We start from the raw sequence: 25260 nt of genomic DNA on the forward strand, positions 1-25260 counted from the left end.
TCCTGATCAGTGTGTCTGGGCTGCGGGGACGCGCCGGGTGAGCGCCTGGCGCACGCCCGTCCCGGTGAAGGCCAGGGCCGCGGCGGCCACCGCTGCGAGGAGCACCAGTCCGATCGCGTACGAGCCGTAGGCGCCGTACAGCGAGCCCATCACCAGCGGCGGGACGAAGCCGCCGAGGCCGCCCGCGGCGCGGACGACGCCGGTGACCGAGCCGACCTTGTTCGCCGGGGCGAGAAGCGCGACCAGAGCGAACACGGCGCCGCTGCCCGCGCCGAGCGCGGCCGCCATGGCCAGGAACGCGACCGTCCCCACGGGGGCCAGGGACAGCGTGAACGACTGGACGAAGGCTCCGGCGAAGACCACGGTCAGCGCCCCGGCCAGCACCCGTACCGGGCCGATCCGGTCCGACAGCCAGCCGCCGATCGGGCGCATCGCGACCGCCAGCAGCACAAAGCCGGCCATCCGGTTCGCCGCGTCCGCCTGAGCCACGCCGTAGCCGGTCTTCAGATAGGTGGGCAGGTAGACGGAGAAGGCGACGTAGCCGCCGAAAGCCACCGCGTACAGGGTGGACGCCTGCCAGGTGATCCCGAGCTTCAGGGTGGCGGCCAGACGACGGGCCAGGGGTTCGGTGGGGACCGTACGGCCGGGCGCGTCCCGCAGCACCAGGGCGGCCACCACCGCGTAGACGGCCAGCTGCGCGGCGGTGATCACGAAGGGGTTGGCCATTCCGTGCGCCTTCACCAGCTTGACCGTGGTCAGCGCGCTGATCGCGGTGCCTCCCATGCCGGCCCCGAAGAGGCCGATGGCCAGACCTCGCCGCTCCGGGGGGAACCAGGCGTTGACGAAGGGCACGCCGACCGCGAGGGCAGTGCCGCCCATGCCGAGGAAGAACCCTCCCACCAGCAGGGAGGTGAGCGAGGAGTGCCCGGCCAGACCGAGGTAGAGCACCGCGCATGCCGGCCAGGGTGACGTCGACCGTGCGCGTAACGATGGTGGGATCGCTGCCTGTCCCGGCAGCGACGGTCGACCGGTCGGTGTTGCCGCCGCTGTTCGCGATCAGCACGGCCGCCACGATCAGTACGGCGCCCGCCGCGGTGCCCAGCAGGACCGGCCGTCGCGACGAGCCGCTCCCTCTGCCCCCGAGGGAACCTCGCATGAGGACACGGCCCGTGAGAGCGAGGAACGCCACTCCGGCAGCCGCGGCCGGCAGCACGCCCGCTGTGCCGGCGGGATCGGGCAGCGGCAGCGCCAGCAGCGCGACGCCGGCGTTGAAGGCCACCAACCGGGTCGACCAGCCCCGCTCCAGCACTGCCCGCAGGGTGGCCCGCTCCTTCGGGCCGTTGCCCAGCACGATCGGCAGCAGGTACGTCAGGGCGCCGATGAGGACCTGCGCGACGAACCCGATGAGCAGCACCGGAACCAGGGATCCGACGCCCTCTCCTGCCTCTGTGAGTGGCACGTCGGCCAGGATTCCCGCATCCGCCGCCAGGGCGACGCACAGCCATCCGGCAGCCGCGCCCAGCATCCAGGCGGCCGCCGACGACACCGGACGCCTCCCCTGCACCGTGCGGGTGAACAGCTCCATCGCCACGGCCACGCCGACGGCGTACGCCGTGACACCGGTCAAGGCGGGCAAGGGCCACCCGGCCGCCAGTGCGACCACTGCGGCCAGCAGTCCGCCCCCGGTCAGCCCCAGCACCCGGCGCGTGACCCGGGTGGTGCGCTCGGCCATGCGTACGCCCAGCACGGTGGGCCAGAGCATGAACAGGGTGCCCAGTACCGACCGGCACCCCAGCAGGGTTGCGTGGATGTGGGCCAGCCGCAGCCCGGCGTAGTACCGCGGACCTGCCTGACCGGTGGCGAGCAGGCCGCCCAGCACCGCGCCGGCGATCAGTGCCGCCGCGGCAGCCCGGTAGAAGCCGACGACGGGGGCCAGACGTCCGCCGAGCGCGCCACGGCTCATGCGCACCAGCACCACCAAGTGGGCAGTCACCGCGGCCACCAGCAGCGCGCACGCGGCGCCGGTCAGGGTCGGCCAGTCCGCCCACACACCGATCAGCACACCGACCACGGCCAGGTTGACCGCGGCCAGCCGGGCATCACTCCACCGTTCGTCGGGACGCCGGGCGTGCAGCAGGGCGACAGCGAAGTGTTCGCTCGAGACGACGATGGCGGTGGTGGCGGCGCCGAGCAGGAACAGGTGGATTGCCGGCCAGCGGGCGACGGGCAGCGACTGCTGGGAGCTCGCCGCCAGCAGTGCCAGGCCCGCCCACGCCACCACCGCGACATGGGGGCGCAGATGACGGGCCTTCAGCCCGGACTGCCTGAACCTGCTGGGATACCGGCCATCGGTGGCTTCGGGGCGATCAAGCTGGCTGGTCACATGGCTTCCTGTTGCTCTGCAAGTTGTTCGCGCAAAGGGTGGTGAACCGGCGGGTCGGCGGCATGTGCCGGAGCGGCGCCGCTGGCCAGCAGCGCGGCCAGTTCCCGCTGGTAGGGGAAGGACCCGGGCCGGTAGCCGCACCAGGGCTCCTCGGCGAACGGGTCGCCGGTGACGCCGTAGGCACGGGAGCGGGAGCCGCCGCAGACGCGGCGGAACTCGCACGATCCGCACCGGCCGCCCAGCCGGTCGGCGTCCCGCAGCCCGGTGAACAGCTGTGAGGTGCGGTAGATCTCGGTCAGGGGTGTCTCGCGTACGCTGCCCGCGCCCAGTGGCAGGAAGCCGCTGGGGTGCACGGTTCCGGTGTGCGAGATGAAGACGAATCCGCGGCCCGCGTTGACGTCCAGCGGCGGTCGACGCGCCCGGCGTCCTCCGGCATCGAGGCCCAACTCGACAGCGCGGTCGCGCAATCGCCGGTACAGCGGCCCGAGTCCCAGCACCGCGACATGGTCCTCGCCGGCGTTCGCCAGCACCTTCCGCTGGAGTGCGACGCGGCGGAAGTGGTGCACTTCGGTCGTCTTGGCGGGCACGGTCAGTCCCACGTCGTACACGAAGTTCAGGACGTCCTCCGTCTCGGCGGGGTGGGCACGCCGAGCCGGCGGCCGCGGCCGGTGTGCACCAGGAAGAAGGCGCTCCACAGCATCGCGCCGTGCTCGACGACCAGGCGGACGATGTCCAGGAGGTCATGGAGGTTGTGCCGGGCGACCGTGGTGTTGATCTGCACCTTCATGCCGAGTGCGCGGGCGGTGTCCCACGCGTCGAGGGTCCAGCGGTACACCCCGGGTACCCCGCGGAATCCGTCGTGCAGCTCGGCCGTGGAGCCGTCCAGGCTCAGCGAGAGCCCGACCGCACCCGCCGCGTGCACGGCCCGCAGCCGGTCCGGGGTGAGGGTGGGGGTGCCGGACGGGGAAACGGCGACGCGGACGCCCGCCTCTTCGCCGTACTCGATCAACTCCACCAGGTCGGGTCGCTGGAACGGGTCCCCGCCGGTGACCACGAACAACGGGGCGGGCTGCCCGAATGCGGCGACCTGACGGAGCAGTCCCTGCGCGGCGGCAGTGCCCAGCTCACGCGGGTCCCGGTCGGGCACGGCCTCGGCTCGGCAGTGCAGGCAGGCCAGCGGGCAGGCGCGGGTGGACTCCCAGATGACGATGAACGGCTTGTCCGCCACGTTCTGGTGCTGTCGGCGGATCGCTCGGGCGTCGCTCACCGGGCCCTCCGTGCCGGGTTCGTACGTATCGTGCGTCCGGCCGCCCGGGAGTCAGAGCAGACGTGGCAGGCGGCCGGACGGTGACCGGTCCGGCCCGTGTGTGGCGCCCGCCACGGGGGACGGCGGTGGAGACAGCCGCACGGGCGCTCGGTGTGGTCGTACACGGGACACCTCCGGATCGGTCGGCAGTCAGCATCCGGCATCGGACGGCATCGGCGCGGCGGCCGATGAGCCCATCGCCAGGGGCCTAGGGTCCCTTGTTCCGGTGATCACGGCAGGGCCGGACGGGCCGGCAGGGACCAGGGTCCCGACGACGCAGCTGAGGTCGGGCCGGAAGGTCTCCGGGACAGGGCCGTTCGGCCCCAGGCTCCGAGCGGGGCCAATACCTAGCGTCGTGGCCATGGAGAACGACAAGATCGCGCGCCGGTCGCAGCGGCGCGCAGGCGAGGGCTGGCCGCTGGCCGCCCGCAGGCTGCTGACCAGGCGCGAGATCTCGGCGGACGGCCGCGCTGTCTTCGCTGCAGGCGACCCGAAGTGGGAGGGCTTCTACCGGGACCGCTGGGCGCACGACAAGGTGGTGCGCTCCACGCACGGGGTGAACTGCACCGGTTCCTGCTCGTGGATGGTGTACGTCAAGGACGGCATCATCACCTGGGAGCACCAGGCCACCGACTATCCGTCGATCGGCGCGGACTGCCCGGAGTACGAGCCGCGCGGCTGCCCGCGCGGGGCTTCCTTCTCCTGGTACCCATACTCGCCGAGCCGCGTCCGCTACCCGTATGTGCGCGGCACGCTGCTGTCGCCGACACCCGCACCCAGCCGCGTGCCGTCATGACGTCCTACGAGTGGTCGGGCTCGGAGACCGGCGGGCGCCGTTACTCGCCGTTCGTCATCAACGTCGAGCACAAGAAGCCCTGGCACACCCTCACCGGACGCCAGCACTTCTTCGTCCAGCACGACTGGATCGCCGAAATGGGTGAGCAACTCCCCGTCTACCGGGCGCCGTTGAACACGCCGCGGCACTACGGCAACGAGCACCTGGGCGACGGGCGGGCCGAGGTGACGGTCCGCTACCTCACCCCGCACTCCAAGTGGTCCATCCACTCGAACTACCAGGACAACAAGTACATGCTCGACCTGTCCCGCGGCGGCCCGGTCATCTGGATGTCCACCGCCGACGCCGAGAAGATCGGCGTGAAGGACAACGAGTGGATCGAGGCCTACAACCGCAACGGCGTCGTCGCCGCCCGCGCCGTGGTCACCCACCGTATGCCCGAGGGCACGGTGTACATGTACCACGCCCAGGACCGCAACGTGAACGTGCCGAAGACCGAGGTCAGCGGCAGGCACGGCGGTATCCACAACTCCCGCCCGGCCGGTGATCACCGCCACCCCGGAGGCGCTGGCGCCTTCGGAGGCCACCACCGAACTGGCCGCCTTCACCGCCTGGTTCACCGCGCAGGAACCCGACGCGCTGGAACGCCACTACGTCGAGATGTTCGACCTGCGTCGCAAGAGCAGCCTGTACCTCACCTACTACCTGCACGGCGACACCCGCCGCCGCGGCATGGCCCTGCTCACCCTGGCCCAGCGGTACCGGGCGGCCGGCTGGGACACCGACGGCGGGGAACTCCCCGACCACCTCCCGGTCGTCCTGGAGTTCGCGGCGCTGACCGGGCCGGGCGTCGGCGAGGTTCCGCTGCGCCAGCACTGGCGCGGCCTTGAGCTGATCCACCGGGCGCTGACCGACACGGACTCCGCCTACCGGCACGTTCTGGCCGCCCTGCTCAGCCTGCTCCCTCCGGCGACCGAAGCCGATCTGCGGGCGGTGGCCGAGCTGGCCGCCCAGGGACCGCCCAACGAGGACGTCGGCCTCGATCCGTACGGGAGCGGGGAGTTCGCCCCGCCCGGCGCCTTCGTCCCGCCCGAGCAGGCCCCGCCGACCCTCATGCCGCCCCTGTCCTCCCCGGAAGGCCACCGATGAGCACCGCCGCCTCCCTCGCCACCACCAGCGGCACCGACCTGCTGCTGTGGGTCGCGTTTCCGTACATCTGCCTGGCCGTGTTCGTCGTCGGGCACATCTGGCGCTACCGGCAGGACCAGTTCGGCTGGACCTCCCGCACCAGCCGGCTCCTCGAACACCGTTGGCTGCGCTGGGGCAGCCCGCTGTTCCACCTGGGTGCCTTCATGGTGATCGCCGGACATGTCGTGGGGCTCGCCGTACCCGCCTCGTGGACCGGGGCCGCCGGCATCAGCGAGCACACCTACCACACGACGGCCGTCTGGGCGGGTTCGGTGGCGGGCGTCGCCATGGTCACCGGACTCGGCATGCTGTGCGCCCGCCGCCTGCTGACCCGCCGGATCCGGCTGGGCACCGACCGCAGCGACAAGCTGCTGTTCCCGCTGCTGTCCGCCACCGTCCTGCTGGGCATCAGCGCCACCGCCGCGCACAACGTGTTCGGCGGAGGCTACGACTACCGGGAGACCGTCTCCGTCTGGTTCCGCGGCGTCTTCACGCTCCAGCCGCAGCCCGAGGCGATCGCCGGTGCTCCGCTGCTGTTCCAGCTGCACGCCCTGACCGCCTGCCTGCTCTTCGCCGCCTGGCCGTTCACCCGGCTGGTGCACGTGTGGAGCGTCCCGATCGGGTACCTCGCCCGGCCGTATCTGGTCTACCGGCGGCGGACCCCGTCGACGGCCCGTTCGACCGGGCAGCTCCACGGCCGGCCGGCCCGTTCCTCGCGGCGCGCCGCGTGACCCGCGAACAGGCCCGTACTGCGGACATCACGGCCGTGCGGCGCACGCACGGGTCGGGCGCGAGCCGCACCACGGGCCTGGTCATGCTCCTGACCGGGCTGCTCGGCTGGCTCGCCTCCTTCCAGCTCACCGTGGACGACTGGCGTCTGCTCAAGAACCCCGCCTACCAACCGCCTTGCAACATCAGCCCGGTGGTGAACTGCGGCAGCGTCATGTCCAGCGCGCAGGGCAGCCTGTTCGGCTTCCCCAACATGCTGCTGGGCCTGGGGGCCTTCGCCGCCGTGGCCGTCCTGGGCGCGGCCGTGCTCACCGGGAGCCGCCTGCGCCGGTGGCTGTGGCTCGCGCTGGACGCGGGGGCGCTGGCGGGGGTCCTTTTCGTGCACTGGCTGATGGCGCAGTCGCTGTACGAGCTGGGCAAGATCTGCCCCTACTGCGCCGTGGTCTGGGTCGTCACCATCGCCCTGTTCTGGTACGTGACGCTGCACTGCGTGAGCCACGGGATTCTGCCGGTTCCGCACGGCGTCGTCGTCTTCCTCCGGGATACGCACTGGTTGCTGCTCGGCGGCTGGTACGGGGTGATCGCGCTGCTCGTGCTGACCCGGTTCTGGCCGTACTGGAGCAGCCTGCTGTGACCGGCCACCTGTCCGTGGGCCGGCCGGGGCCACCGGTCGGCCCACGGGCCGCAAGGACGTAACAGCCGGAGAGCCAAAGGACATTGGACGAAAGGACAATGATCATGGACGAGGTGCTGGCGGAGTGGACCGCCGCCGTGAAGGCCGACCTGGGCATCGACCTCGAGGTCGACCGGGCCCTCCTCCTCCGCCTCGCGGGTGACGCCGCTCATGGCGTGGCCCGGCCGGCCGCTCCGCTCTCGACCTTCCTGGTCGGATACGCGGCGGGGCGTGCGGGGGGCGGTCCTGACGCGGTGGCCGCCGCCGCCAGGCGCGCGGAAGAACTCGCGGCCTGGTGGGCCGGCGCACCGCGGCCCCGGGGCTGCATGACCGGTCCTTCCCCTCGCCACTGACGCCCAAGGCCCCCGGGAGCACTGTCCCGGGGGCCTTGTCGGCATCGTCGGAAGAGCTCCCGCAGGTGCCGGCTCAGTCATGGGGCTCCGGGAGCCGGGCCCCGAACAGACCTCGGCGGCCGTAGCCAACGGCCCCGAAAGCCCCTGCCACCGTTGGATACTCGCTCTGCTCCTTGCGCAGTTCGAATGCAGGCCTGCCGATGCGCCGGCTCGACGCGCACTCCGATGCGGCCGACGGGCTCGATCGGAGCAACCGTCGGAACACAGACCTCGACCGGGCCGTTGCCGTCCTCGTGGACAGGCCCGTGGTAGACGGCGAACACCGGTCCGGACCGGCATGCGCCTGCCGTGCGCAGATACGCTCTCCCGATCGCAGCGCCGCCAGTAGTCTCCGACTGCTCGGCCTCGTAGTACCGCACGCGGCTGCGGGGATCCACATGGGCGGGCACGAGCAGGCCCTTGTCCGCGTAGAGCCGAAGCGCCTTGTGGCTCAGCCGGCTGCGGGCGGCGAACTCCCCGATGACCGTCAGATCTCGCATGCGCCCATCGTCAGCCCTGCCCCTGGGGCAGCTGCAAGCAGCTCCCCGGCCAGGCCGCGTGCGCGGCAGCCGTGAGGACGGCGACGGACCGCGCGCGCGGTGGTTCGCTTGCTTCGGCCTTCTCACCGCACAGTCAGCCCCGGCACCGGTGTGTCGGGGCTGAGCGTGTGCCACTCACTCGCGGCACGGCGTTGTGCGGTGTCAGCCCTCGGCATGGGTGAGCCACAGGTCGGGGCCGAAGACCTCGTAGCGGATATGGCGTGTGGGGACGCCGGCCTGGAGCAGCTGGGTGCGGACAGCGCGCATGAAGGGGAGCGAGCCGCACAGGTATACGTCGGCGTCGGCGGGCAGGCCCAGGCCGTCGAGGTCCATCAGGCCCGTTGGGGAGCCGGGTCCCTCGGTTGCGTCCCGTTCGTACCAGAACTCCGCGCGCGCGTCGGACAGTTGCTCCACCAGACGGACGGTCTCGGCGCGCAGGGCGTGGTCGGCCGGGGTGCGGTCGGCGTGCAGGACCCACACCGGACGGGACGAACCGGTGGCGGCGAGGTGTTCGAGCATGCCGGCCATCGGGGTGCAGCCGATGCCGGCGGAGACCAGCACCAGCGGGGCGTCGGAGTCGTCGAGAACCACGTCCCCGAACGGGGCCGACAGGGTGAGCTCGTCGCCGACTCGTACGGTGCGGTGCAGCTGGTTGGAGACCTCGCCCTCGGGTGCGTCGGCAACGCTGGCCACCCGATTGACGGTGATACGCCGCAGCCGGTCGCCGGGAGCGTTGGACAGGGTGTACGGGCGGGTCTGGTGGATGCCGTCGGGCATGAGCACCCGGACGCTGACGTACTGGCCGGCCCGCGCCCGGGGCAGGGGGCCGTCGTCGGCCGGGCGCAGCAGGAAGGAGGCCACGTCCGGGGTTTCCTCCCGCCGCTCCACCACGGTCCACTGCCGCCACGGCTTGCGCGGGTCCACTTGTGCCTCCTGGTAGAGGCGGGCCTCCTGGGCGATGAGCGCGCCGGCCATCAGCCAGTACACCTCGTCCCAGGCCCCGGCCACCTCGGGGGTGACCGCCTCGCCCAGCACGTCGCCGATGGCGCGGAAGAGGTACTTGTGGACGATCGTGTACTGGTCCTCGCTGACGCCGAGCGCCGCGTGCTTGTGGGCGATCCGGGACAGAAGAGCGTCCGGGCGGGCGTCGGGGTTGGCCAGCAGGGCCTGCGCAAAGCTCCTCTGAGATGTAGGCACGGGGAGGGACGGTGCTCACTGTCACAGCCGGGATCCTTCGTGAGATCACGGCGCGCTTCTACGGCACCATGTTCGCCGAAGCAGCCTGAACTGCTGGACGGCCTGTTCAACCGTGGTAACCACGCCAGCGGCGAGCAGCGCCAAGCCCTGGCCGGATCCATCGCCGGCGTCCAGGGCACCGCCGACGGCGGGCAGGGTGGATCCGACCGGCACGTCGATCATTCCGGCGGAGCCGTCATTGCGAAGAGGGCCGAATTTCCCTGAGGAAAGGGCCCGTCGGTCCGACCCCTGTGCGCTGTTTGGCACGGGCTCCGGACGGGCGGCTCAAGCCAGAGCGGCCTTGAGCGCGCCGAAGGCCGTCTTCGGGTCGGCGAGGGCGTGGTGGATGCCGGGGATCTCGTCGTGGAGGCCGAGGAGGCCGTAGACGGCGTGCATGGCGCCGCGGACGGAGTACTCGACAGTGAAGACGACGTCCTCCGGGACCTCGGTGAACTGGCCGAGGAAGGCGAAGTTCGCCGCGCCGCGCGGGATGACCAGCGGCCGGTCGTGGGTAGTGCGTGGGGCGAACTGGCTGGTGATGTAGGGCAGCATCACCGGGATGACGGTCGTGGTCGCCGCGGCCTGGTCCTCGATGTCGGACAGGCCGAGGTGGCCGAGGAGTTCGGTGAGGATCTCCCGGCCGGTGGCCCGCGCCATCGGCTTGCCGACGAAGTCGCCGTCGTTGTCGACGAAGAGCCCGTAGCCCCACAGGGTGTAGACGTCCTCGGGCTGTCCCTCGAAGTGCGGCGCGTGCGGCACGACGATGGACATCAGCCAGTTGGAGTCCTTGAACGTCATCAGCGCGCCGGTGCCGGGGAGGTTGCCGGACAGCTCCTCGATGCGGTGCAGCAGCAGCGGGCTGCGCATGGTGAGGGTGAAGGACTCCCACTTTGCCTCGTCCACGTTGCCGTTGAAGGCGGCGGGGTGTCCGAAGTCGTCGGCCTTGGCGGCTATGGTCTCCCACAGGCGCCAGCCGCCGTCGCGCTTGTCGCGGATCACCTCGGGGGCGCGGTCGTCGCTGCCGTAGGCGGCGTCAGCGGTCATCGAGCCGAGGGTGAGGAAGGCGTAGTCGGTGTTCCCCAGGTCGTACGCGTCGGGCTGCCCGGCGCGGTCGAAGCGCAGACGTCGCACCCGCCGGGTGCCGTCCTCCTCGGTGGTCAAGTCGACGTCCGTGACCCGCACACCGTGCTCGAAGCGCACCCCGTGGGCCTCCAGCCAGGCCTGCAGCGGGCGGATGATCGAGTCGTACTGGTTGAGCCGGGTGCGGCGTACGCCCGCCAAGGTGTGCATCCGCGGGAACTCCTGCATGAAGCGCAGGAAGTAGCGCCTGAGCTCGATGGCGCTGTGCCAGTTCTGGAAGGCGAAGGTGGTGCGCCACATCGCCCAGAAGTTGGTCTCGAAGAAGTGCGGGGAGAAGAAGTCCTCGATCCGGCGGGCCCCGATCACCGCCTCCGGAAGCACGAGCAGCCGGGTCAGCTCCAGACGGTCGCGGACGTCGAGGCCGTAGTCCGCAGCGTCCAGCACGGTGGTGCCCTTGCCGATCAGCCGTGCCTTGGCGTCCGTGGGCCACTTCGCGCTGAACCGCCGAATCTCCTCGCGGACCGACAGCGACGGATCGGTCAGAGTGGGAATCGTGTCCAGGAGGTTCCACAGGCAGGTGTACGCCTCGTCCTCCAGCATCCGCCCACCCCGGGTGACGTATCCGGCGGGCTCACCGCGGCCGTCCATGGAGCCGCCGGCGACCGGGAGTTCCTCGAGTATGTGGATGTTCTCGCCGGGGAAGCCGCCGTCGCGGATCAGGAAGGCAGCAGCTGCCAGCGAGGCGATGCCGCCGCCGACGAGGTAGGCCCGGGGCTGCTGCGGAGCGTCGGTCATGACGTCCCTCCGTTCTGCCGTCCGCTGTAACAGACGGCCGACTGTGGTCAGGAGCCGTGCGGCGGGGCGCCGACCGTGAGGCGGCGTGGGTGTACGCACGGCACGACGCCGACGGAATGAGGCCGACGCCTGTGACCGTCAGTCAACTCGCGGGGAAGCGGTACGGGCAGGGGCCGGATGTCCCTGGTCACGCGCCGACGGGCCCAGGACCTGCACCAGGCAACCACGAGGAGTGCGGTTCAGCCCATGCGTCATGACCGCACGCCTGTGAGGGCCTCGTTCACTGGACGATGTCGAGGACATCCCGGACGGGACGGCGGGGCGTGGTGGGGCCCTGGGGTCCGTAGCCCAGACGCAGCACCATCTGGACCTGGCCTCTGCCGGCCACTGGATCGCGGGCGATCAGCCGCAGATCCGGGCTCTCAAGGGCATGGGAGGTCAGGGAGGCGGCAAGTCCCGCCAGGGTCGCCTCCAGCAGGACGCGTTCCAGCGCCTGCCCTGCACACAGCCAGTCGGCGGGGGCATCGCCCGGTGTGCTGAGCAGCGCCAGGTGAGGGTTCCTCTCGAAGGTGGTGGTGCCGCGGTCGGCCACCGGCCGACGGCCGGCGAAGTCCCGCATCGGAGCCTTGCCGTCCCGCACCCGGGGACCGAACGCGTAGTCCGGTACGCCGTCGGTGGCCGTGTCCGCCTCCGGGCCGACCCGGGTCCAGCGGTCCAGATCCTCCATGCCCTCGGGATTCAGGGCGTCACGGCTCTCGGCGTCGTGGACCAGGCCCAGCAGGGTTTCCACGTGCCAGGGCCCGGGGAACAGCAGCTCGGCTCCCTCGAGGTCTGCTGCCCTCCGCAACGCGTCCCGTACGGCCTCCGGGATGTCCTTCTCGTCGAAGGGGTGCCTGCTGGTGTGCCGCTCGCGGATCGCGGGATGCAGCCGCGAAAGGTCGGCCACACCCGAGGAGGTACGACGCGCTTCGCCCAGCTGGACATCGGCGAGCAGCAGCGGCTCCGCGGGATCCGGCAGCAGCCGGACCACTGGGTCGAACCCGGCGTGCACGGCAGCGACGCGCAGGTTGAGCAGCGCCGCTCCACAGCCGATGTGCAACGCCCGGTTCCCGGGGTCGGAGCGGGGCATGGCCCGGTCGAGATCGGCAAACAGCAGAAGGACACGGTCGCTCGCCACAAACCGGAAGCGCCATGGTTGCGCATTGTGCATGGACGGGGCAAGGACGGCCGCGGCGACCAGGGCGGTCGCGGTCTTCGCGTCCAGCCGCTGTGCGTCCATAGCGCCCTCCTCGCACACCACGCAGTCTCGCCTCGTCCAGGCGAGTACCCCGGCTCCACAGGCTCAGGGAGCGCGTTCCCAGTATCCGCCGGACGGCATCCGCAGCCCGGCGAATCTCCGAGCCCCGGGTCGAGACTCATCCTGATGTCCGACCCCTCACCTGTTCTGGTGTTCGAGTCCGGCGACCGCCTCCGTCGGCACGGTGGCGGCTGAGCGCCCGCATATACACGGCCGCGATGGTGAGGCACAGCCCGACGACCGCGGAGGGTACGGCGTGAACCGCCCACCAGTCCTCTCCGTGCTCGGGCTCTGCGACCACTGCGAGGGTCGTCGCGGCCACGGCGGCAGCCAGACCGATGCCGATGAGCAGGGCGACGACATGCCGGGCACGATCGATATCGGGAGGGTGCTGACCGGGGCGCAGGTCCGCCCAGTCGCGTGCGGCCTCGCGCGTCTCGCGGCGGCGCTGCACGGCCGCGCGTGCCCGAAGGGCCGCCGTGAGTGCGACGCCCACCACGGCCGCGGCGGAAGGAATCCACCACGTGTCGGAGACGAAAAGCAGTACCGCGACGATCCCGGTCGTGGTCCAGCCGCTGAGGCAGGCCGCCGCGGCTCTGCGACGGGAGACGGGCCGGTCGGCTCCGGCGCGCAGGTCGGCAAGCGCCGGCAGGTACCAGACGCATCCCGCTGCGGTCACCGTTGCGGCTCCCAGGGCGAGAACGGCTTGCGGCATGGTCTACCTCGCCGCCTCGAGTGCGGCGATCTCCGGATGGTGCAGGTCGAACGCCGGGGACTCGGACCGGATCTGCGGCAGGGACAGGAAATTGTGCCGCGGCGGCGGGCAGGAGGTGGCCCATTCCAGGGAGCGGCCGTAACCCCATGGGTCGTCGACGTCGACCGGCTTGCCGTACTTGGCGGTCTTCCAGACGTTGTAGAAGAACGGCAGGATCGACAGCCCGAGCAGGAACGCCCCGATCGTGGAAAGTGTGTTGAGGGCGGTGAAGCCGTCGGCGGCAAGGTAGTCGGCGTACCGTCGGGGCATGCCCTCGGCGCCCAGCCAGTGCTGTACCAGGAAGGTGAGGTGGAAGCCGACCGTGAGCGTCCAGAAGGTGATCTTGCCGAGGCGTTCGTCGAGCATCTTGCCGGTGAACTTGGGCCACCAGAAGTGGAATCCGGCGAACATCGCGTACACGACGGTGCCGAACACCGTGTAGTGGAAGTGTGCGACGACGAAGTACGAGTCGGAGAGGTGGAAGTCCATCGGCGGTGACGCCAGGATCACCCCGGTCAGGCCGCCGAAGACGAAGGTGATCAGGAAGCCGACGGTCCAGAGCATCGGTGTCTCGAAGGACAGCGAGCCCTTCCACATGGTGCCGATCCAGTTGAAGAACTTCACCCCGGTCGGCACCGCGATCAGGAAGGTCATGAAGGAGAAGAACGGCAGCAGGACGCCGCCCGTGACGTACATGTGGTGCGCCCACACCGTCACCGACAGGCCCGCGATCGCGATCGTCGCACCGATGAGGCCCATGTAGCCGAACATCGGCTTACGGCTGAAGACCGGGATGACCTCGGAGACGATGCCGAAGAACGGCAACGCCAGGATGTAGACCTCCGGGTGGCCGAAGAACCAGAACAGGTGCTGCCACAGCAGCGCGCCGCCGTTGGCCGCGTCGAAGACGTGGCTGCCGAACTTGCGATCGCATTCGAGCGCGAACAGCGCGGCGGCCAGGACCGGGAAGACGATGAGGACCAGCAGGGCGGTCAGCAGCACGTTCCAGGTGAAGATCGGCATCCGGAACATGGTCATGCCCGGCGCACGCATGCAGACGATCGTGGTGATGAAGTTGACCGCACCGAGGATCGAGCCGAAGCCGGACAGCGCCACACCCATGATCCACAGGTCGGCGCCGAGCCCCGGCGAGTGGACGGCGTCCGACAGCGGGGCGTACAGGAACCAGCCGAAGTCGGCGGCGCCGCCGGGCGTCAGAAAGCCGAAGGCCGCGATCGACGAACCGAACAGGAACAGCCAGTAGGCGAGCATGTTCAGCCGCGGGAAGGCGACGTCCGGGGCGCCGATCTGCAGTGGCATGATCCAGTTGGCGAACCCGGTGAACAGCGGCATCGCGAACATCAGCAGCATGATCGAGCCGTGCATGGTGAACGCCTGGTTGAACTGCTCGTTCGACATGATCTGCAGGCCGGGACGGGCCAGCTCGGCGCGCATCAGCAGCGCCATCACACCGCCCACGATGAAGAACACGAACGCGGTGACCAGGTACATCGTCCCGATCTTCTTGTGGTCGGTGGTCGTCAGCCACTCCGTCCACGCCGGCCGTACGACCGCCACCTGCTCCGTTCGCCCGGATGTCCCTACGGTCACGGAGACCACGGCCGCGTCCCTGGGCCGTACGGTCTCCACCTGCTGTTCCTGAGTCTCGTCCACCGGACGGTGTCCTCCCCTTCTGCCATGTAGACGACGAGCCGGGAAGTGCCGTGGGTGCGGGATGGGCCTGGCCCTTCCCTGCCGCCGCCTCATGATCGTCGGAGGGGTACCCGGGCCGGATAGGGCCGAACAGCCCCTGATCGGCCATGGGGTGGGGCCCAACGGTCCCTCTTCGGTCGACCTCGGGCGCTGTCGTTTCGGGGTCTGGCCGAGCCTGTTCGGGCCAGCTGGTGCAGGTGCGCGTGGGCGTCGGGGCCCAGTCGCAGGGCGCGGCCGAGTGCGTCGAGTACCTGGGCCGAGGAATGGCGTTCGCGCCCCTGTTCCAGGCGGGTGTAGCCCTTGGAGCGCCGCGCACCGATGCGCTGACCGGGGAGATCACCGCCGCAGGCGGCACTGCGGCGTTCCAGCGGCTGGATGTCACGGATGCCGCCGATGTGCGGGCCTTCGTGTCCGCCGCCCGCGAGCGCTACGGCCGATTCGCCGTGTTGGTCGACAACGCCGGAGTAATGCCGCTCTCGCCGCTGGAAGCGTTGAAGGTCGACGAGTGGGACCGCATGATCGACGTGAACGTGCGCGGAGCACTGCACGGTATCGTCGCCGCCCTGCCCGCCTCCGCCGTCGCGGAGGCCATTGCCTACGCCATGTCCCAGCCATCGCAGGTCGACGTCAACGAAATCGTCGTCCGTCCCGCCGCAAGTGCCCAATGACCGGTGGTAGGGCCGCACGGCGGCGTCGCCCCTGGCGGGTGTGCAGGAATCGCCGGCAACGGGGACAGCACGCTCTTTCAGACTGTCTCGGGGCGGACGAGCGTGTTGTCGCCGGAGCGGCCCTCGAAGTAGTCCCCGATGTTGGCCGCGGTGGTCCGGGCGATCTGGCCGACGGCGTCCCTGGTGAAGTACGCCTGGTGCGAGGTGACCAGGACGTTGCTGAAGGTCATCAGCCTCGCGAGGCGTTCGTCCGTCATCACCTCCAGCGATTTGTCCAGGAAGAACACGCCGGCCTCCTCCTCGTACACGTCGAGGCCGACACCGCTCAGCCGCCCGGCGCGCAGCGTCTCCAGCAGGGCGTCCGTGTCCACGAGACCACCGCGACTGGAGTTGACCAGGATCGCGTCGTCCTTCATCAGGGCCAGGGCCGTGGCATCGACGAGGTGGTGGGTGTCCGGCAGCAGCGGCACGTGCAGGCTGACCAGGTCCGCCTCGGCGAACAGCCGCTCACGCGGAACGTACTCCATGCCGAGAGCGAGGCAGGCGGGATTTTCGGCGACGTCCCAGCCCAGCAGCCGCATGCCGAACCCGTGGGCGATCCGGGCGAACGCGGCCCCGATCTTTCCGGTGCCCGCCACGCCGGCCGTCCGGCCTCTCAGATCGCGGCCCATCAGCCCGTCGAGACGGAAATCGAACTCCCGGGTGCGGTGCGCGGCCCGGACGATCCGCCGGTTGACCGCCAGGGCCAGCGTCCAGGCGAACTCGGCGACCGAATACGGCGAGTAGTACGAGACCCGGGCAACCGTCAGCCCGAGTTCCTCGGCGGCGGTCAGGTCGATGTTGTTGTAACCGGTCGCCCGGCGGGCGATCATCCGGGTGCCGCCCTTCGCCAGCGAGCGCAGAACCTCGGCGTCCAGGGTGTCGTTGACGCTGCTCAGTACGACTTCATGGCCCGCGGCGGTCGGCACGGTGTCCCGGTCCAGGAACAGTCCCAGGCAGCGCAGCTCATGACCGCCGGCAAAGGCGTTGTCGAACGCTTCCCTCAGCAACGGCTCCTCGTCCTTGAGAACGCCATACGCAACGATCTCCATCCGGCCATCACCTGCTGTCACTGGTCTCGGTGTCCGTGAGGGCCGCTCGTCCCGCCTCCAGCCTGGCGGCCGGGATACGGAAGGGTGAGCAGGAGACGTAGTCGAGGCCCGTCCGGTGGAAGAAGTGGATGGACTCCGGGTCGCCGCCGTGCTCGCCGCACACTCCGGTCTCCAGACGGGAGTTGACGGCGCGGCCGGCCTCGACGGCCAATTCCACGAGCCTGCCGACGCCTTCCTGGTCGATCGTCTCGAAGGGGGACACGGTGAAGATCCCCTTCTCCAGGTACAGCGGGAAGAAGGACGCCTCGGCGTCGTCGCGGGACAGCCCCCAGGTCGTCTGGGTCAGGTCGTTGGTGCCGAAGGAGAAGAAGTCGGCTGCTTCGGCGATGCGTCCCGCGGTCAGGGCCGCACGGGGCAGTTCGATCATCGTGCCGATCGGGAGGTCCAGGGGCTCGCCGGTCTCGGCCGCGACCTCGGCGAGCACACGCTCCGCTTCGGCGCGGGCCGGCCGGAGTTCCTCGACCGTTCCGACGAGCGGGATCATGATCTCGGCGCGCGGCCGGCCGCCCTCGCGCAGGCGGTGGACGACTGCCTCGGCGACCGCCCGGACCTGCATGGCCATGAGACCGGGGACGGCCAGGCCGAGCCGTACGCCGCGCAGGCCCAGCATCGGGTTCTGCTCGTGCATCCGCTCGACGGTGTCGAGCAGTTCGCGGTCGTGGGGGTCCGGGTGGGTGGCGCTCGCCAGGCGAACGGCCAGCTCCGTACGGTCGGGCAGGAACTCGTGCAACGGCGGGTCGATGAGCCGGATGGTCACAGGCAGCCCGTCCATCGCTGTGAGGATGCCGGTGAAGTCCGCCCGCTGGAGTGGCAGAAGCGCCGCCAGAGCCCGCTCCCGCGCGGTGTCGTCGCGGGCAAGGATCATCGCCTCGACCAGCGTCCTGCGGTCGCCGAGGAACATGTGCTCGGTGCGGCACAGGCCGATTCCCTGAGCGCCGAGCCTGCGGGCCCGTACGGCGTCCTCGGGGGTGTCGGCGTTGGCCCGCACCTCGAGGCGGCGTACGGAGTCCGCGTGGGCGAGGGCTCCGAGGACCGCCTCGGTCAGCGGGCCGGTGCTTTCGCCGGTCTCCAGCGCGCGACCGACGTCGGACGCGGTGAGCGGCAGCGCACCGAGGTGCACCGTGCCGGCGGTTCCGTCGACGGAGACGGTGTCGCCCTCGCGTACGACGACGCCCGCCTCCGTTGTGAGCCGACGGGCGACCGGGTCGACATTGAGGGACTCGGCACCGCAAACGCACACCTTGCCCATGCCGCGGGCGACGACCGCGGCATGGCTGGTCTTGCCTCCGCGACTGGTGAGGACGGCCTGAGCGGCGATCATCCCGGGCAGGTCGTCGGGGGTCGTCTCACGGCGTACGAGGATGGTGTCCTGCCCGGTGGCGGCCCGGCGCTGCGCCTCGGCGGAGTCGAAGACGACGACGCCGACCGCCGCCCCCGGTGAGGCGGGCACGCCGTGCGCGAGGGGTACGTCGGCGGGGGTGGTGTCGAAGCGGGGGAACATCAGCCGGGTCAGTTCGGCACCGTCCACCCGGGCCAGTGCCTCGTCGGCCGTGATCGTCTTCTCCTCGCGCAGGTCGTGGGCGATGCGGAAGGCGGCCTCGGCGGTGCGCTTGCCGACCCGCGTCTGGAGGATCCACAGCCGGCCGCGCTCGACGGTGAACTCGACGTCGCACAGGTCCCGGTAGTGGTTCTCCAGGGTGCGCAGGTGGTCGCCGAGCTCGACGTACGAGCGGGGGTCGAGGACCTTCAGTTCGTCCAGGGGTACCGCGTCGCGGACGCCGGCGACGACGTCCTCGCCCTGTGCCTCGGGCAGGTAGTCGCCGTACATCCCCCGCGCTCCGGTGGCCGGGTCGCGGGTGAAGGCGACGCCGGTGCCCGAGTCGGGGCCGAGGTTGCCGAAGACCATCACCTGGACGTTGACGGCGGTGCCGAGGTCGTCGGGGATGTGCTCGCGACGACGGTAGACGCGGGCGCGCTCGCCGTTCCAGGATTCGAAGACTGCTCGGATGGCGCGCTGGAGCTGCTCGACAGGATCCTGGGGGAAGTCCTCACCTGTCTCCCGGCGGATGATCGCCTTGAACTCCTCGGTGAGGAGCGCGAGTTCCCCGGCGTCGAGGTCGTGGTCGTCGCGCGTCCCGCGCTGCGTCTTGTGCGCGGCGATGGCCTGTTCGAACAGGTCACCGTTCACGCCCATCACCGTCCGGCCGAACATCTGCACAAGCCGCCGGTAGGAGTCCCACGCGAACCGCTCCTGCCCGGACGCCTTGGCCAGCCCGGCGACCGACTCGTCGTTCAGGCCGATGTCGAGGATCGTCTCCATCATCCCGGGCATCGAGAACCGGGCCCCCGACCGTACGGACACCAGCAGCGGATCGTCCGGCGCCCCGAGCGTGCGGCTCATGGCCCGCTCCAGGCGGGCCAGGGCGCGGGCTTCCCCGATGCCGAGTTCGGGCCCCTCCTCTCCCGTCGCCAGATAGGTCTTGCAGGCCTCGGTCGTGACGGTGAAGCCCGGGGGCACCGGCAGCCCGAGCCGGGTCATCTCGGCCAGGCCGGCTCCCTTGCCGCCGAGCAGATCGGCCATCTCCCGGCTGCCCTCGGAGAATTCGTACACGTACTTCGTCGGTGTGCTCATCGCGCTCTCGCGCCTCTCACTCGTGGGGAACGACGGCGAGCGGGCAGCCGACGTGATGAACTGCGGCATGGGTGACTGGGCCGATGCGCGGAACCGTCGGCCGCTCGGACAAGCGGCGTCCGACAACGAGGAGGCTCGCCGAGGAGGCCGCGCGGACCAACGCGGTGGAGGCCTTGCCCTCCACAACGGTCTCCAGGACCTCGGTCTCGGGGTACTTGTCGCGCCACACCTTCAACACGGCGGACAAGAACTCCTGCCACTCCTCGGCCCGCGCGGGTTCGTTGACCAGACCGATGTCGCCGGGGCCGAGACTGATCGCGGAAGGCGGCTGCCAGGCGTACACGACACGCAGCCGGGCATGCCGCAGCCGGGCCGCCTCGAAGGCGAACTCGATCACCTCGTCGCAGGCATCGTCGAGGTCGATGCCGAACACCACGTCGCGGTAGCCGGTCAGGGCGGACGGGCTGCCGTCGTCCGCCGGGAAGTGCTCGTCCTCGGCCTCCTCCCCCGTCCGTACGAGGACGACGGGACGCGGGGCCTTCGCGACCACCCCCTGGGCGACCGAGCCGACCAGAAGTCCGGTGAAGCCGCTCAGACCGCGCGAGCCCAGCACCAGCAGTTCGGCCTGCTCGGCGGCCTTCAGCAAAGCCGCGGTCGCCGGTCCTTCGACCTGCTCGTCGGTGAGGCGCACGCCAGGTACGGCGTCGCGGATGCGCTCCTCCGCCTGGCGCAGGACACGGCGTGCCAGATGCTGCTGCGCGGCAGACGCGCTACCGCCCTGCTCGGGCGAAGCCGAGAGCCTGTTGACGGGCCCGCCTTCCGTCTGACGAGGATGCCAGTTCCAAGCGTGTACCAGTCGTAGCGGTCGGTCACGACGCACGGCCTCGCGGGCGGCCCACTCGGCGGCGGCGAGACTCTCGGGTGATCCGTCGACTCCGGCGATGACGGACGAAAGCATGGTGCGCACCTCCTGCGCTTCGGAGTGCTGTGCTCCTTACTGCCAGCGTCTTGCTGCGGGCACCCGGTGGGTATGGGCCGCAAGGTCTCCCGCGGGTCCGTTCGGCCCATGCGCCCGTCCCGAGGAGGGCGGCACGGTGGGGAGCCGGAGGGCGGTTGCCCGTGTGCCAGGAGGCGGATCGTCGTGAACCGAGTCATCATTGCCTGCGCCGACGCGGGCCGTGGTCGTGTCGCCGTGGACTGGGCAGCGCACGAGGCGTCGCTGCGGGACCTGCCGCTCAGGGTGGTGCACGGAGCGCCACAGGACGACCCGGGTGCGGCGGCGATGGTCGTGCTCGGCGTGCCTACGGCAGCGGAGGGCATCGCCGGCCCGGCACCGGGCTCGACCGCGGTCGCCCTTGCCGAGGCCTCCGTCTGCCCACTGGTGCTCGTACCTGACGATCTCGTCCCGGTCGGGGTTCCGGCGCGCCGCTCCTCACAGGTCACGCTCGGGATCGACGCCCGTCACCCCGCCGACGCACCCGTCGGCTTCGCATTCGACGCCGCACGGGTACGGAATGTGCGGCTGCACGCCGTGCACGCCTGGGAGCTGCCCTCCAGTGCCGCCGAGTTGCCCTTCGGTATCCCCGAGGAGGACCGCGCCACCTGGGAGGACCACGAGGTGCAGCTGCTGGCCGACGCGCTGCGGCCGTGGCGGGTGAAGTACCCGCGGGTGCCGGTACTGGAGGACGTCGTGCTGCTCAGCACCGTCGAGGCCCTGGTCCACCACGCCGACGGTGCCGCACTGGTGGTTGTGGGACGCGGTTCCGGCGGGGAGCCGGGTCTCGCGCAGGCTCTGCTGCGCGAGACCCGGTGTCCGGTCGCCGTCGTGCCGTAGAGAGCGTCGATGCCGTAGAGAACAGTCGGCGCGGTAGAGAACAGTCGGCGCCGTAGAGAGCAGGCTCAGCGCTGTAGAGAGCCGTCGTCTGCGGCTAAGCGGCTGTCAGTTCGCCCGCGATCCGTGCCGCCCACGCCTCGATCGCGGGGAAGTCGCGGAAGTCACCGCCCTTGCCGTTGCGGAGGATCATCCGTGCGAGCCTCCCCTTCGCGCCCTCCTCAAGGCAGCCGCCGAAGGTGGTGTGCTCCCTGACATCGAGCCGGTCCGCGGCGCGCCTCACGCCGGGCACGGGCGGGATGTCCCGTTCCGAGGCCGAGGCGTCCAGCGGCCCGCTGCTGAAGAACCACACCGGGCGCTCGGCGAGGGCTCGGCGGTGGCGGCGGACGAAGCGGCGCGCGTGCCTGTGCCAGCGCCCTGCGTACAGTGCGCCTCCGACCACCACAGCGTCGTACGCGTCGACGCTCGCCACCGACTGGGCGGGCCGCGCCTCGGCCGCCAGCCCCTCCTTGCACAGGACCCCGGCGACCGCCTCGGCGATCCGCCCGGTCGATCCGTTCGTCGTCCCGTAGACGACCAGGACCTTGCCGGCCATGGCGGTCCCCTCCTCTCACAGCCGGCGCAGCCAGTCGTCCGCCACGCCGTGCAGAGCCTGCTCGTCGGGCTGGACGTGGCTGTCGTCCAGGCGGTAGGTGAGCTTGTCGACCACCGCGACCACACCATCGATCTGCTTGGTCATGGAGACGGCGATCTCTGTCTCGCTCTTGCGCTCCATGTGGCCGGCGAGCGTGACGACACCTTCGGTCACGGAGACGTCGACGGACCGCGGTGCCTGCCACAGCGCCCGCACGAGAACCTCCTCGACCACCTCGTCGCGTATCTCCGTGTCGGGCCGCAGGAAGACCTGGAGCAGGTCGCGGCGGGTGACGATACCGACGAGCCGGTCCTCCTCGTCGAGCACGGGCAGCCGCTCCACATGCCGCTGGGCCATGGTCCGTGCCGCCTCGACGATGCTGTCCTCGGCGTGCGTGGTGACGGGCGGCTCGGTCATCAGCTGGCCGGCGGTACGGGCATGGGCCTTCACGGCCTGGCGCCTGCCGCTCCGCGTCAACGCCGTGATCCGGAAGCGGCGCTTCGGCTCGTACGGCTCGGGCGTCTCCGCCTGCCGGGCCATCAAGTCGGTCTCGGAGACGACGCCGATGACCCGGTCGTCCTCGTCCACGACCGGCAGCCCGCTGATCCTGTGGTCGGCGAGCAACCGTGCCACTTCCTTGAACGGGGTGCCGTACCCGGCGCGGACGACGTCGGTGGTCATCACGGAACCGACCTTGTTGTGCTTCATCTCTGGTTCCTCCTCAGCGGAGTCGGCACGACAGGTGCAGGAAGCCTCTCGATGCTTCGAGCATCCAGCGGATCGGAGGGGGCGCCCATGGGCTGTCCGGGGACGAGCCCAGGGCCGGTGGACCCTGACTTTCCCGCAACACCGTCAGTTTTGGAGAAGTCACGTGCGTCAGCGGCCCTTTAACATCAAGATCTGTCCCACAGAGGGGCGCTGCGCGGATGGAGGCTGCGATGAGCGACACGGGATTCACGGTTGAGGAGCGCGCCGCGATGAAGGAGCGCGCTCAGGAGGCGAAGACGGCTCGCCGCCGCTCCACCAAGGCGGACGGCGAGAGTGAAGTGCTGGCGAAGATCGCCGAGATGGAGGCGGGCGACCGCGCCCTGGCCGAGCGGATACACGCCGTCGTCACAGCGGCCGCGCCGGGGCTCGCGTCGAAGCTCTGGTACGGGATGCCCGCGTACGCGAAGGACGGCAAGGTCGTCTGCTTCTTCCAGTGCGCCGCGAAGTTCAAGACCCGCTACTCCACACTCGGTTTCAGTGACCTGGCGAACCTGGACGAGGGCGCGATGTGGCCGACCTCGTACGCGCTGACCGGGGAGCTGACGGCAGGCGACGAGGCGCGGATCTCCGAGTTGGTGAAGCGGTCGGTGGGCTGACACCCCCTGCACGTGCTTGAGGCCTGTTCTTCACATCAGTCGTCGGCAACCAGCGCTGTGAGGTCCAGCAGCCGGTTGGTGTAACCCCATTCGTTGTCGTACCAGCCGAAGACCTTGGCCAAGGTGCCGTTGGCCTGGGTCAGGGCGGGGTCGAAGACGCAGGACGCGGGGTCACCGATGACGTCGCGGGAGACGATGGGCGCCGTCGAGACCCGCAGGATGCCGTTCAGCGGGCCGTCGGCGGCCTCGGCGAAGGCCGCGTTGATCTCGTCGGCCGTGACCTCGCGCTTCAGCACCACCGTGAGATCGGTGAGCGAGCCGTCCTCCACGGGTACCCGGACGGCGATCCCGTCGAGGGCGCCGGCCAGCTCGGGCACCACCAGGCCCACCGCCCGGGCGGCACCGGTACTGGTCGGGATGATGCTCAGTGCCGCCGAGCGCGCCCGGCGCAGGTCCTTGTGCGGGCCGTCGAGCAGGGACTGGTCGTTGGTGTAGCCGTGGACGGTGGTCAGCAGGCCGCGGTCGACGCCGAAGGTTTCGTCGAGCACCTTGACCATCGGCGCGAGGCAGTTGGTGGTGCAGGAGGCGGCCGAGATGATCCGGTCGCGATGCCGGTCGTAGGTGCCGTCGTTGACGCCCATGACAATGGTGGCGTCCACGCCCTTGCCGGGCGCCGACAGGAGCACGGTGTGAGCGCCTGCCTTCAGGTGCAGTGCGGCGGAGTCGCGGTCACGGAAGCGCCCGGTGGACTCGATGACGATGCCGGCTCCGTGGTCGGACCAGCGCAGGGCGGCCGGGTCGCGCTCGGCGGTGACGGCGATGCGCCGGCCGTCGACGGTGATGGAGCTGTCGTCGTGCGTGACCTCGCGTCCGATGTGCCCGAACGTCGAGTCGTACTCCAGAAGGTGGGCGAGGGTGGAGGGCGGGGCGATGTCGTTGATCGCGACGACGTGGACGTCCTGGGTGCCCGCCTCCGCGCGGTCGAGGGCCGCGCGCAGACAGGTGCGGCCGATGCGGCCGAAGCCGTTGATGCCGACACGTACGGTCATGGTGCTGAACTCCTTTGCGGTCAGTTCGCGGTCGGGGGTTTCCAGCGGTCCGGTTACGGTCGCCGGGAGCCGGACTCGCTCGTTCCGTGCTCGCTCCGGGCCTGATGGCGGATGCCGGCGTCGTCCATTCGGCGGCCTGTGGCGATGGCGTACGGTCTTCGTCGGAACGTACGGTGGTGTCCTGGTGTTCGGCCTTGGGCGTGAGTGACTCAGTGAGTCGTCGGGTGGTGGAGGCGGCATGGCCGGTAAGAAGGCGGCGAAGCTGCCGCGCGAGGCGTACGAGAAGGAACTACTGCGTCTGCAGACCGAGTTGGTGAAGCTCCAGGAGTGGGTGCGAGCGGACGGCGCCCGGCTGGTCGTGATCTTCGAGGGCCGGGACGCGGCGGGCAAGGGCGGCACCATCAAACGGGTCTCGGAGTATCTCAATCCGCGGGTGGCGCGGATCGCGGCGCTCCCGAAGCCGACCGAGCGCGAGCGCACACAGTGGTACTTCCAGCGGTACGTGGAGCATCTCCCCGCTGCCGGTGAGATCGTGCTCTTCGACCGGTCCTGGTACAACAGGGCCGGCGTCGAGCACGTGATGGGCTTCTGTACGCCGGAGGAGTACCAGCTGTTCCTGCGCCAGTGCCCGATCTTCGAGCGGATGCTGGTGGAGGACCGGATCCTGCTGCGCAAGTACTGGTTCTCCGTCAGTGACGCCGAGCAGCAGGAGCGGTTCCGGCGCCGGCTTGAGGATCCACTGCGGCGGTGGAAGCTGTCGCCGATGGACCTGGAGTCCATCACCCGCTGGGAGGCGTACTCCCGGGCCAAGGACGAGATGCTGGTCCACACCGACATCTCCGAGGCGCCTTGGTACATCGTCGAGAGTGACGACAAACGCCGGGCGCGGATCAACATGATCGCCCATCTGCTGGGCTCCGTGCCGTACCACGAGATGCCGCCGTCGGTTCTCGAACTGCCGCATCGGCCGCCGTCGACCGGCTACGAGCGCCCGCCGCGCGATCTGCAGACCTACGTCCCCGACCACTCGGCGAGCCTCTGAGCTGCCGG

Annotated in this window: 22 protein-coding genes and 5 pseudogenes; 12 read left to right on the plus strand and 15 right to left on the minus strand. The window is 70.5% G+C overall.

Annotated features, from left to right (window positions below; genetic code table 11):
- Positions 1–6: 6 nt before the first annotated feature.
- Positions 7–948, minus strand: a pseudogene (locus ABT186_RS27535) (MFS transporter); the annotation flags it as partial.
- A 221-nt stretch (positions 949–1169) separates the two neighbouring features.
- On the opposite strand from ABT186_RS27535, the gene ABT186_RS27540 reads away from it, so the two are divergent.
- Positions 1170–1835: a hypothetical protein gene (locus tag ABT186_RS27540; RefSeq protein ID WP_351927331.1), complete on the plus strand. Its 666-nt coding sequence runs from the start codon at positions 1170–1172 to the stop codon at positions 1833–1835.
- 544 nt (positions 1836–2379) lie between these two features.
- On the opposite strand, the gene ABT186_RS27545 is transcribed toward ABT186_RS27540, so the two are convergent.
- Together ABT186_RS27545 and ABT186_RS27550 are read right to left on the minus strand one after the other, a co-directional pair.
- Entirely contained in the window at positions 2380–2991 is a 612-nt protein-coding gene (locus tag ABT186_RS27545; RefSeq protein WP_351230605.1) for a hypothetical protein, read from the minus strand.
- A gap of 5 nt (positions 2992–2996) precedes the next feature.
- Positions 2997–3650 carry a radical SAM protein gene (locus ABT186_RS27550; protein ID WP_351230603.1) on the minus strand — a complete coding sequence of 218 codons (654 nt, stop codon included), beginning with the start codon at positions 3648–3650 and terminating at the stop codon, positions 2997–2999.
- 400 nt (positions 3651–4050) lie between these two features.
- Between ABT186_RS27550 and ABT186_RS27555 the strand changes: the two genes are divergently transcribed.
- From ABT186_RS27555 to ABT186_RS27580, 6 genes and pseudogenes are all read left to right on the plus strand, one after another.
- Positions 4051–4485 carry a hypothetical protein gene (locus ABT186_RS27555; protein WP_351237695.1) on the plus strand — a complete coding sequence of 145 codons (435 nt, stop codon included), beginning with the start codon at positions 4051–4053 and terminating at the stop codon, positions 4483–4485.
- A pseudogene (locus ABT186_RS27560) lies at positions 4449–5018 on the plus strand (molybdopterin dinucleotide binding domain-containing protein); the annotation flags it as partial. The gene ABT186_RS27555 and the pseudogene ABT186_RS27560, both read left to right, overlap by 37 nt.
- Position 5019: 1 nt before the next feature.
- A pseudogene (gene narJ, locus ABT186_RS27565) lies at positions 5020–5634 on the plus strand (nitrate reductase molybdenum cofactor assembly chaperone); the annotation flags it as partial.
- Positions 5631–6404: a respiratory nitrate reductase subunit gamma gene (gene narI, locus ABT186_RS27570; protein ID WP_351237693.1), complete on the plus strand. Its 774-nt coding sequence runs from the start codon at positions 5631–5633 to the stop codon at positions 6402–6404. The pseudogene narJ and the gene narI, both read left to right, overlap by 4 nt.
- The gene (locus tag ABT186_RS27575; RefSeq protein WP_351237691.1) at positions 6401–7036 is read left to right on the plus strand and encodes a vitamin K epoxide reductase family protein; all 636 of its coding nucleotides are present in this window, start codon (positions 6401–6403) and stop codon (positions 7034–7036) included. The genes narI and ABT186_RS27575 overlap by 4 nt, the downstream gene beginning before the upstream one ends.
- A gap of 113 nt (positions 7037–7149) precedes the next feature.
- Positions 7150–7428 (plus strand): annotated as a pseudogene (locus tag ABT186_RS27580) (DUF6457 domain-containing protein); the annotation flags it as partial.
- A 77-nt stretch (positions 7429–7505) separates the two neighbouring features.
- Here ABT186_RS27580 and ABT186_RS27585 read toward each other — a convergent pair.
- The gene (locus ABT186_RS27585) at positions 7506–7967 is read right to left on the minus strand and encodes a MerR family transcriptional regulator (protein WP_351231573.1); all 462 of its coding nucleotides are present in this window, start codon (positions 7965–7967) and stop codon (positions 7506–7508) included.
- A gap of 201 nt (positions 7968–8168) precedes the next feature.
- The gene (locus tag ABT186_RS27590; protein ID WP_351927333.1) at positions 8169–9203 is read right to left on the minus strand and encodes a globin domain-containing protein; all 1035 of its coding nucleotides are present in this window, start codon (positions 9201–9203) and stop codon (positions 8169–8171) included.
- 32 nt (positions 9204–9235) lie between these two features.
- Here ABT186_RS27590 and ABT186_RS27595 point away from each other — a divergent pair.
- Positions 9236–9368 (plus strand): annotated as a pseudogene (locus ABT186_RS27595) (hemin transporter); the annotation flags it as partial.
- A 159-nt stretch (positions 9369–9527) separates the two neighbouring features.
- Here ABT186_RS27595 and ABT186_RS27600 read toward each other — a convergent pair.
- The 4 genes from ABT186_RS27600 to ctaD form a co-directional block, all read right to left on the minus strand.
- Complete coding sequence (locus tag ABT186_RS27600) at positions 9528–11117, minus strand: oleate hydratase (protein WP_351927335.1); 1590 nt, start codon at positions 11115–11117, stop codon at positions 9528–9530.
- Between the two features lie 280 nt (positions 11118–11397).
- Positions 11398–12396 (minus strand): Acg family FMN-binding oxidoreductase, encoded by a 999-nt coding sequence (locus tag ABT186_RS27605; RefSeq protein ID WP_351231567.1) that lies wholly within the window; start codon positions 12394–12396, stop codon positions 11398–11400.
- A gap of 136 nt (positions 12397–12532) precedes the next feature.
- The gene (locus tag ABT186_RS27610; protein ID WP_351927337.1) at positions 12533–13129 is read right to left on the minus strand and encodes a hypothetical protein; all 597 of its coding nucleotides are present in this window, start codon (positions 13127–13129) and stop codon (positions 12533–12535) included.
- Positions 13130–13132: 3 nt separating this feature from the next.
- Entirely contained in the window at positions 13133–14779 is a 1647-nt protein-coding gene (gene ctaD / locus ABT186_RS27615) for an aa3-type cytochrome oxidase subunit I (RefSeq protein ID WP_502973337.1), read from the minus strand.
- A gap of 365 nt (positions 14780–15144) precedes the next feature.
- On the opposite strand from ctaD, the gene ABT186_RS27625 reads away from it, so the two are divergent.
- The gene (locus ABT186_RS27625) at positions 15145–15549 is read left to right on the plus strand and encodes an SDR family oxidoreductase (protein ID WP_351927349.1); all 405 of its coding nucleotides are present in this window, start codon (positions 15145–15147) and stop codon (positions 15547–15549) included.
- A gap of 77 nt (positions 15550–15626) precedes the next feature.
- On the opposite strand, the gene ABT186_RS27630 is transcribed toward ABT186_RS27625, so the two are convergent.
- From ABT186_RS27630 to ABT186_RS27640, 3 genes are read right to left on the minus strand one after another with little or no spacing between them, the layout of a single operon-like run.
- Complete coding sequence (locus ABT186_RS27630; RefSeq protein ID WP_351927339.1) at positions 15627–16640, minus strand: 2-hydroxyacid dehydrogenase; 1014 nt, start codon at positions 16638–16640, stop codon at positions 15627–15629.
- Between the two features lie 7 nt (positions 16641–16647).
- The gene (gene ppdK, locus ABT186_RS27635) at positions 16648–19332 is read right to left on the minus strand and encodes a pyruvate, phosphate dikinase (protein WP_351231561.1); all 2685 of its coding nucleotides are present in this window, start codon (positions 19330–19332) and stop codon (positions 16648–16650) included.
- A gap of 16 nt (positions 19333–19348) precedes the next feature.
- Positions 19349–20290 (minus strand): universal stress protein, encoded by a 942-nt coding sequence (locus ABT186_RS27640; protein ID WP_351231559.1) that lies wholly within the window; start codon positions 20288–20290, stop codon positions 19349–19351.
- A 183-nt stretch (positions 20291–20473) separates the two neighbouring features.
- On the opposite strand from ABT186_RS27640, the gene ABT186_RS27645 reads away from it, so the two are divergent.
- Positions 20474–21166, plus strand: coding sequence for a universal stress protein (locus tag ABT186_RS27645; protein ID WP_351231557.1), 693 nt, complete (start codon positions 20474–20476; stop codon positions 21164–21166).
- A 94-nt stretch (positions 21167–21260) separates the two neighbouring features.
- Here ABT186_RS27645 and ABT186_RS27650 read toward each other — a convergent pair whose 3' ends face one another.
- Entirely contained in the window at positions 21261–21758 is a 498-nt protein-coding gene (locus ABT186_RS27650) for a flavodoxin domain-containing protein (protein WP_351927341.1), read from the minus strand.
- A gap of 15 nt (positions 21759–21773) precedes the next feature.
- Positions 21774–22505: a CBS domain-containing protein gene (locus tag ABT186_RS27655; protein WP_351231553.1), complete on the minus strand. Its 732-nt coding sequence runs from the start codon at positions 22503–22505 to the stop codon at positions 21774–21776.
- A 230-nt stretch (positions 22506–22735) separates the two neighbouring features.
- Here ABT186_RS27655 and ABT186_RS27660 point away from each other — a divergent pair, with 230 nt between their 5' ends.
- A complete protein-coding gene (locus ABT186_RS27660) occupies positions 22736–23161 on the plus strand; it encodes an iron chaperone (protein ID WP_351231551.1) in 426 nt (141 codons plus the stop codon).
- A 35-nt stretch (positions 23162–23196) separates the two neighbouring features.
- On the opposite strand, the gene gap is transcribed toward ABT186_RS27660, so the two are convergent.
- Positions 23197–24210, minus strand: a complete 1014-nt coding sequence (gene gap / locus ABT186_RS27665) for a type I glyceraldehyde-3-phosphate dehydrogenase (protein WP_351927343.1) — start codon at positions 24208–24210, stop codon at positions 23197–23199.
- Between the two features lie 238 nt (positions 24211–24448).
- On the opposite strand from gap, the gene ppk2 reads away from it, so the two are divergent.
- Positions 24449–25252, plus strand: a complete 804-nt coding sequence (gene ppk2 / locus ABT186_RS27670) for a polyphosphate kinase 2 (protein WP_351231547.1) — start codon at positions 24449–24451, stop codon at positions 25250–25252.
- Positions 25253–25260 lie beyond the last annotated feature (8 nt).

The sequence above is a fragment of the Streptomyces sp. NPDC001634 genome (genome assembly GCF_040298185.1).
In the GTDB taxonomy this organism is placed as follows: domain Bacteria; phylum Actinomycetota; class Actinomycetes; order Streptomycetales; family Streptomycetaceae; genus Streptomyces.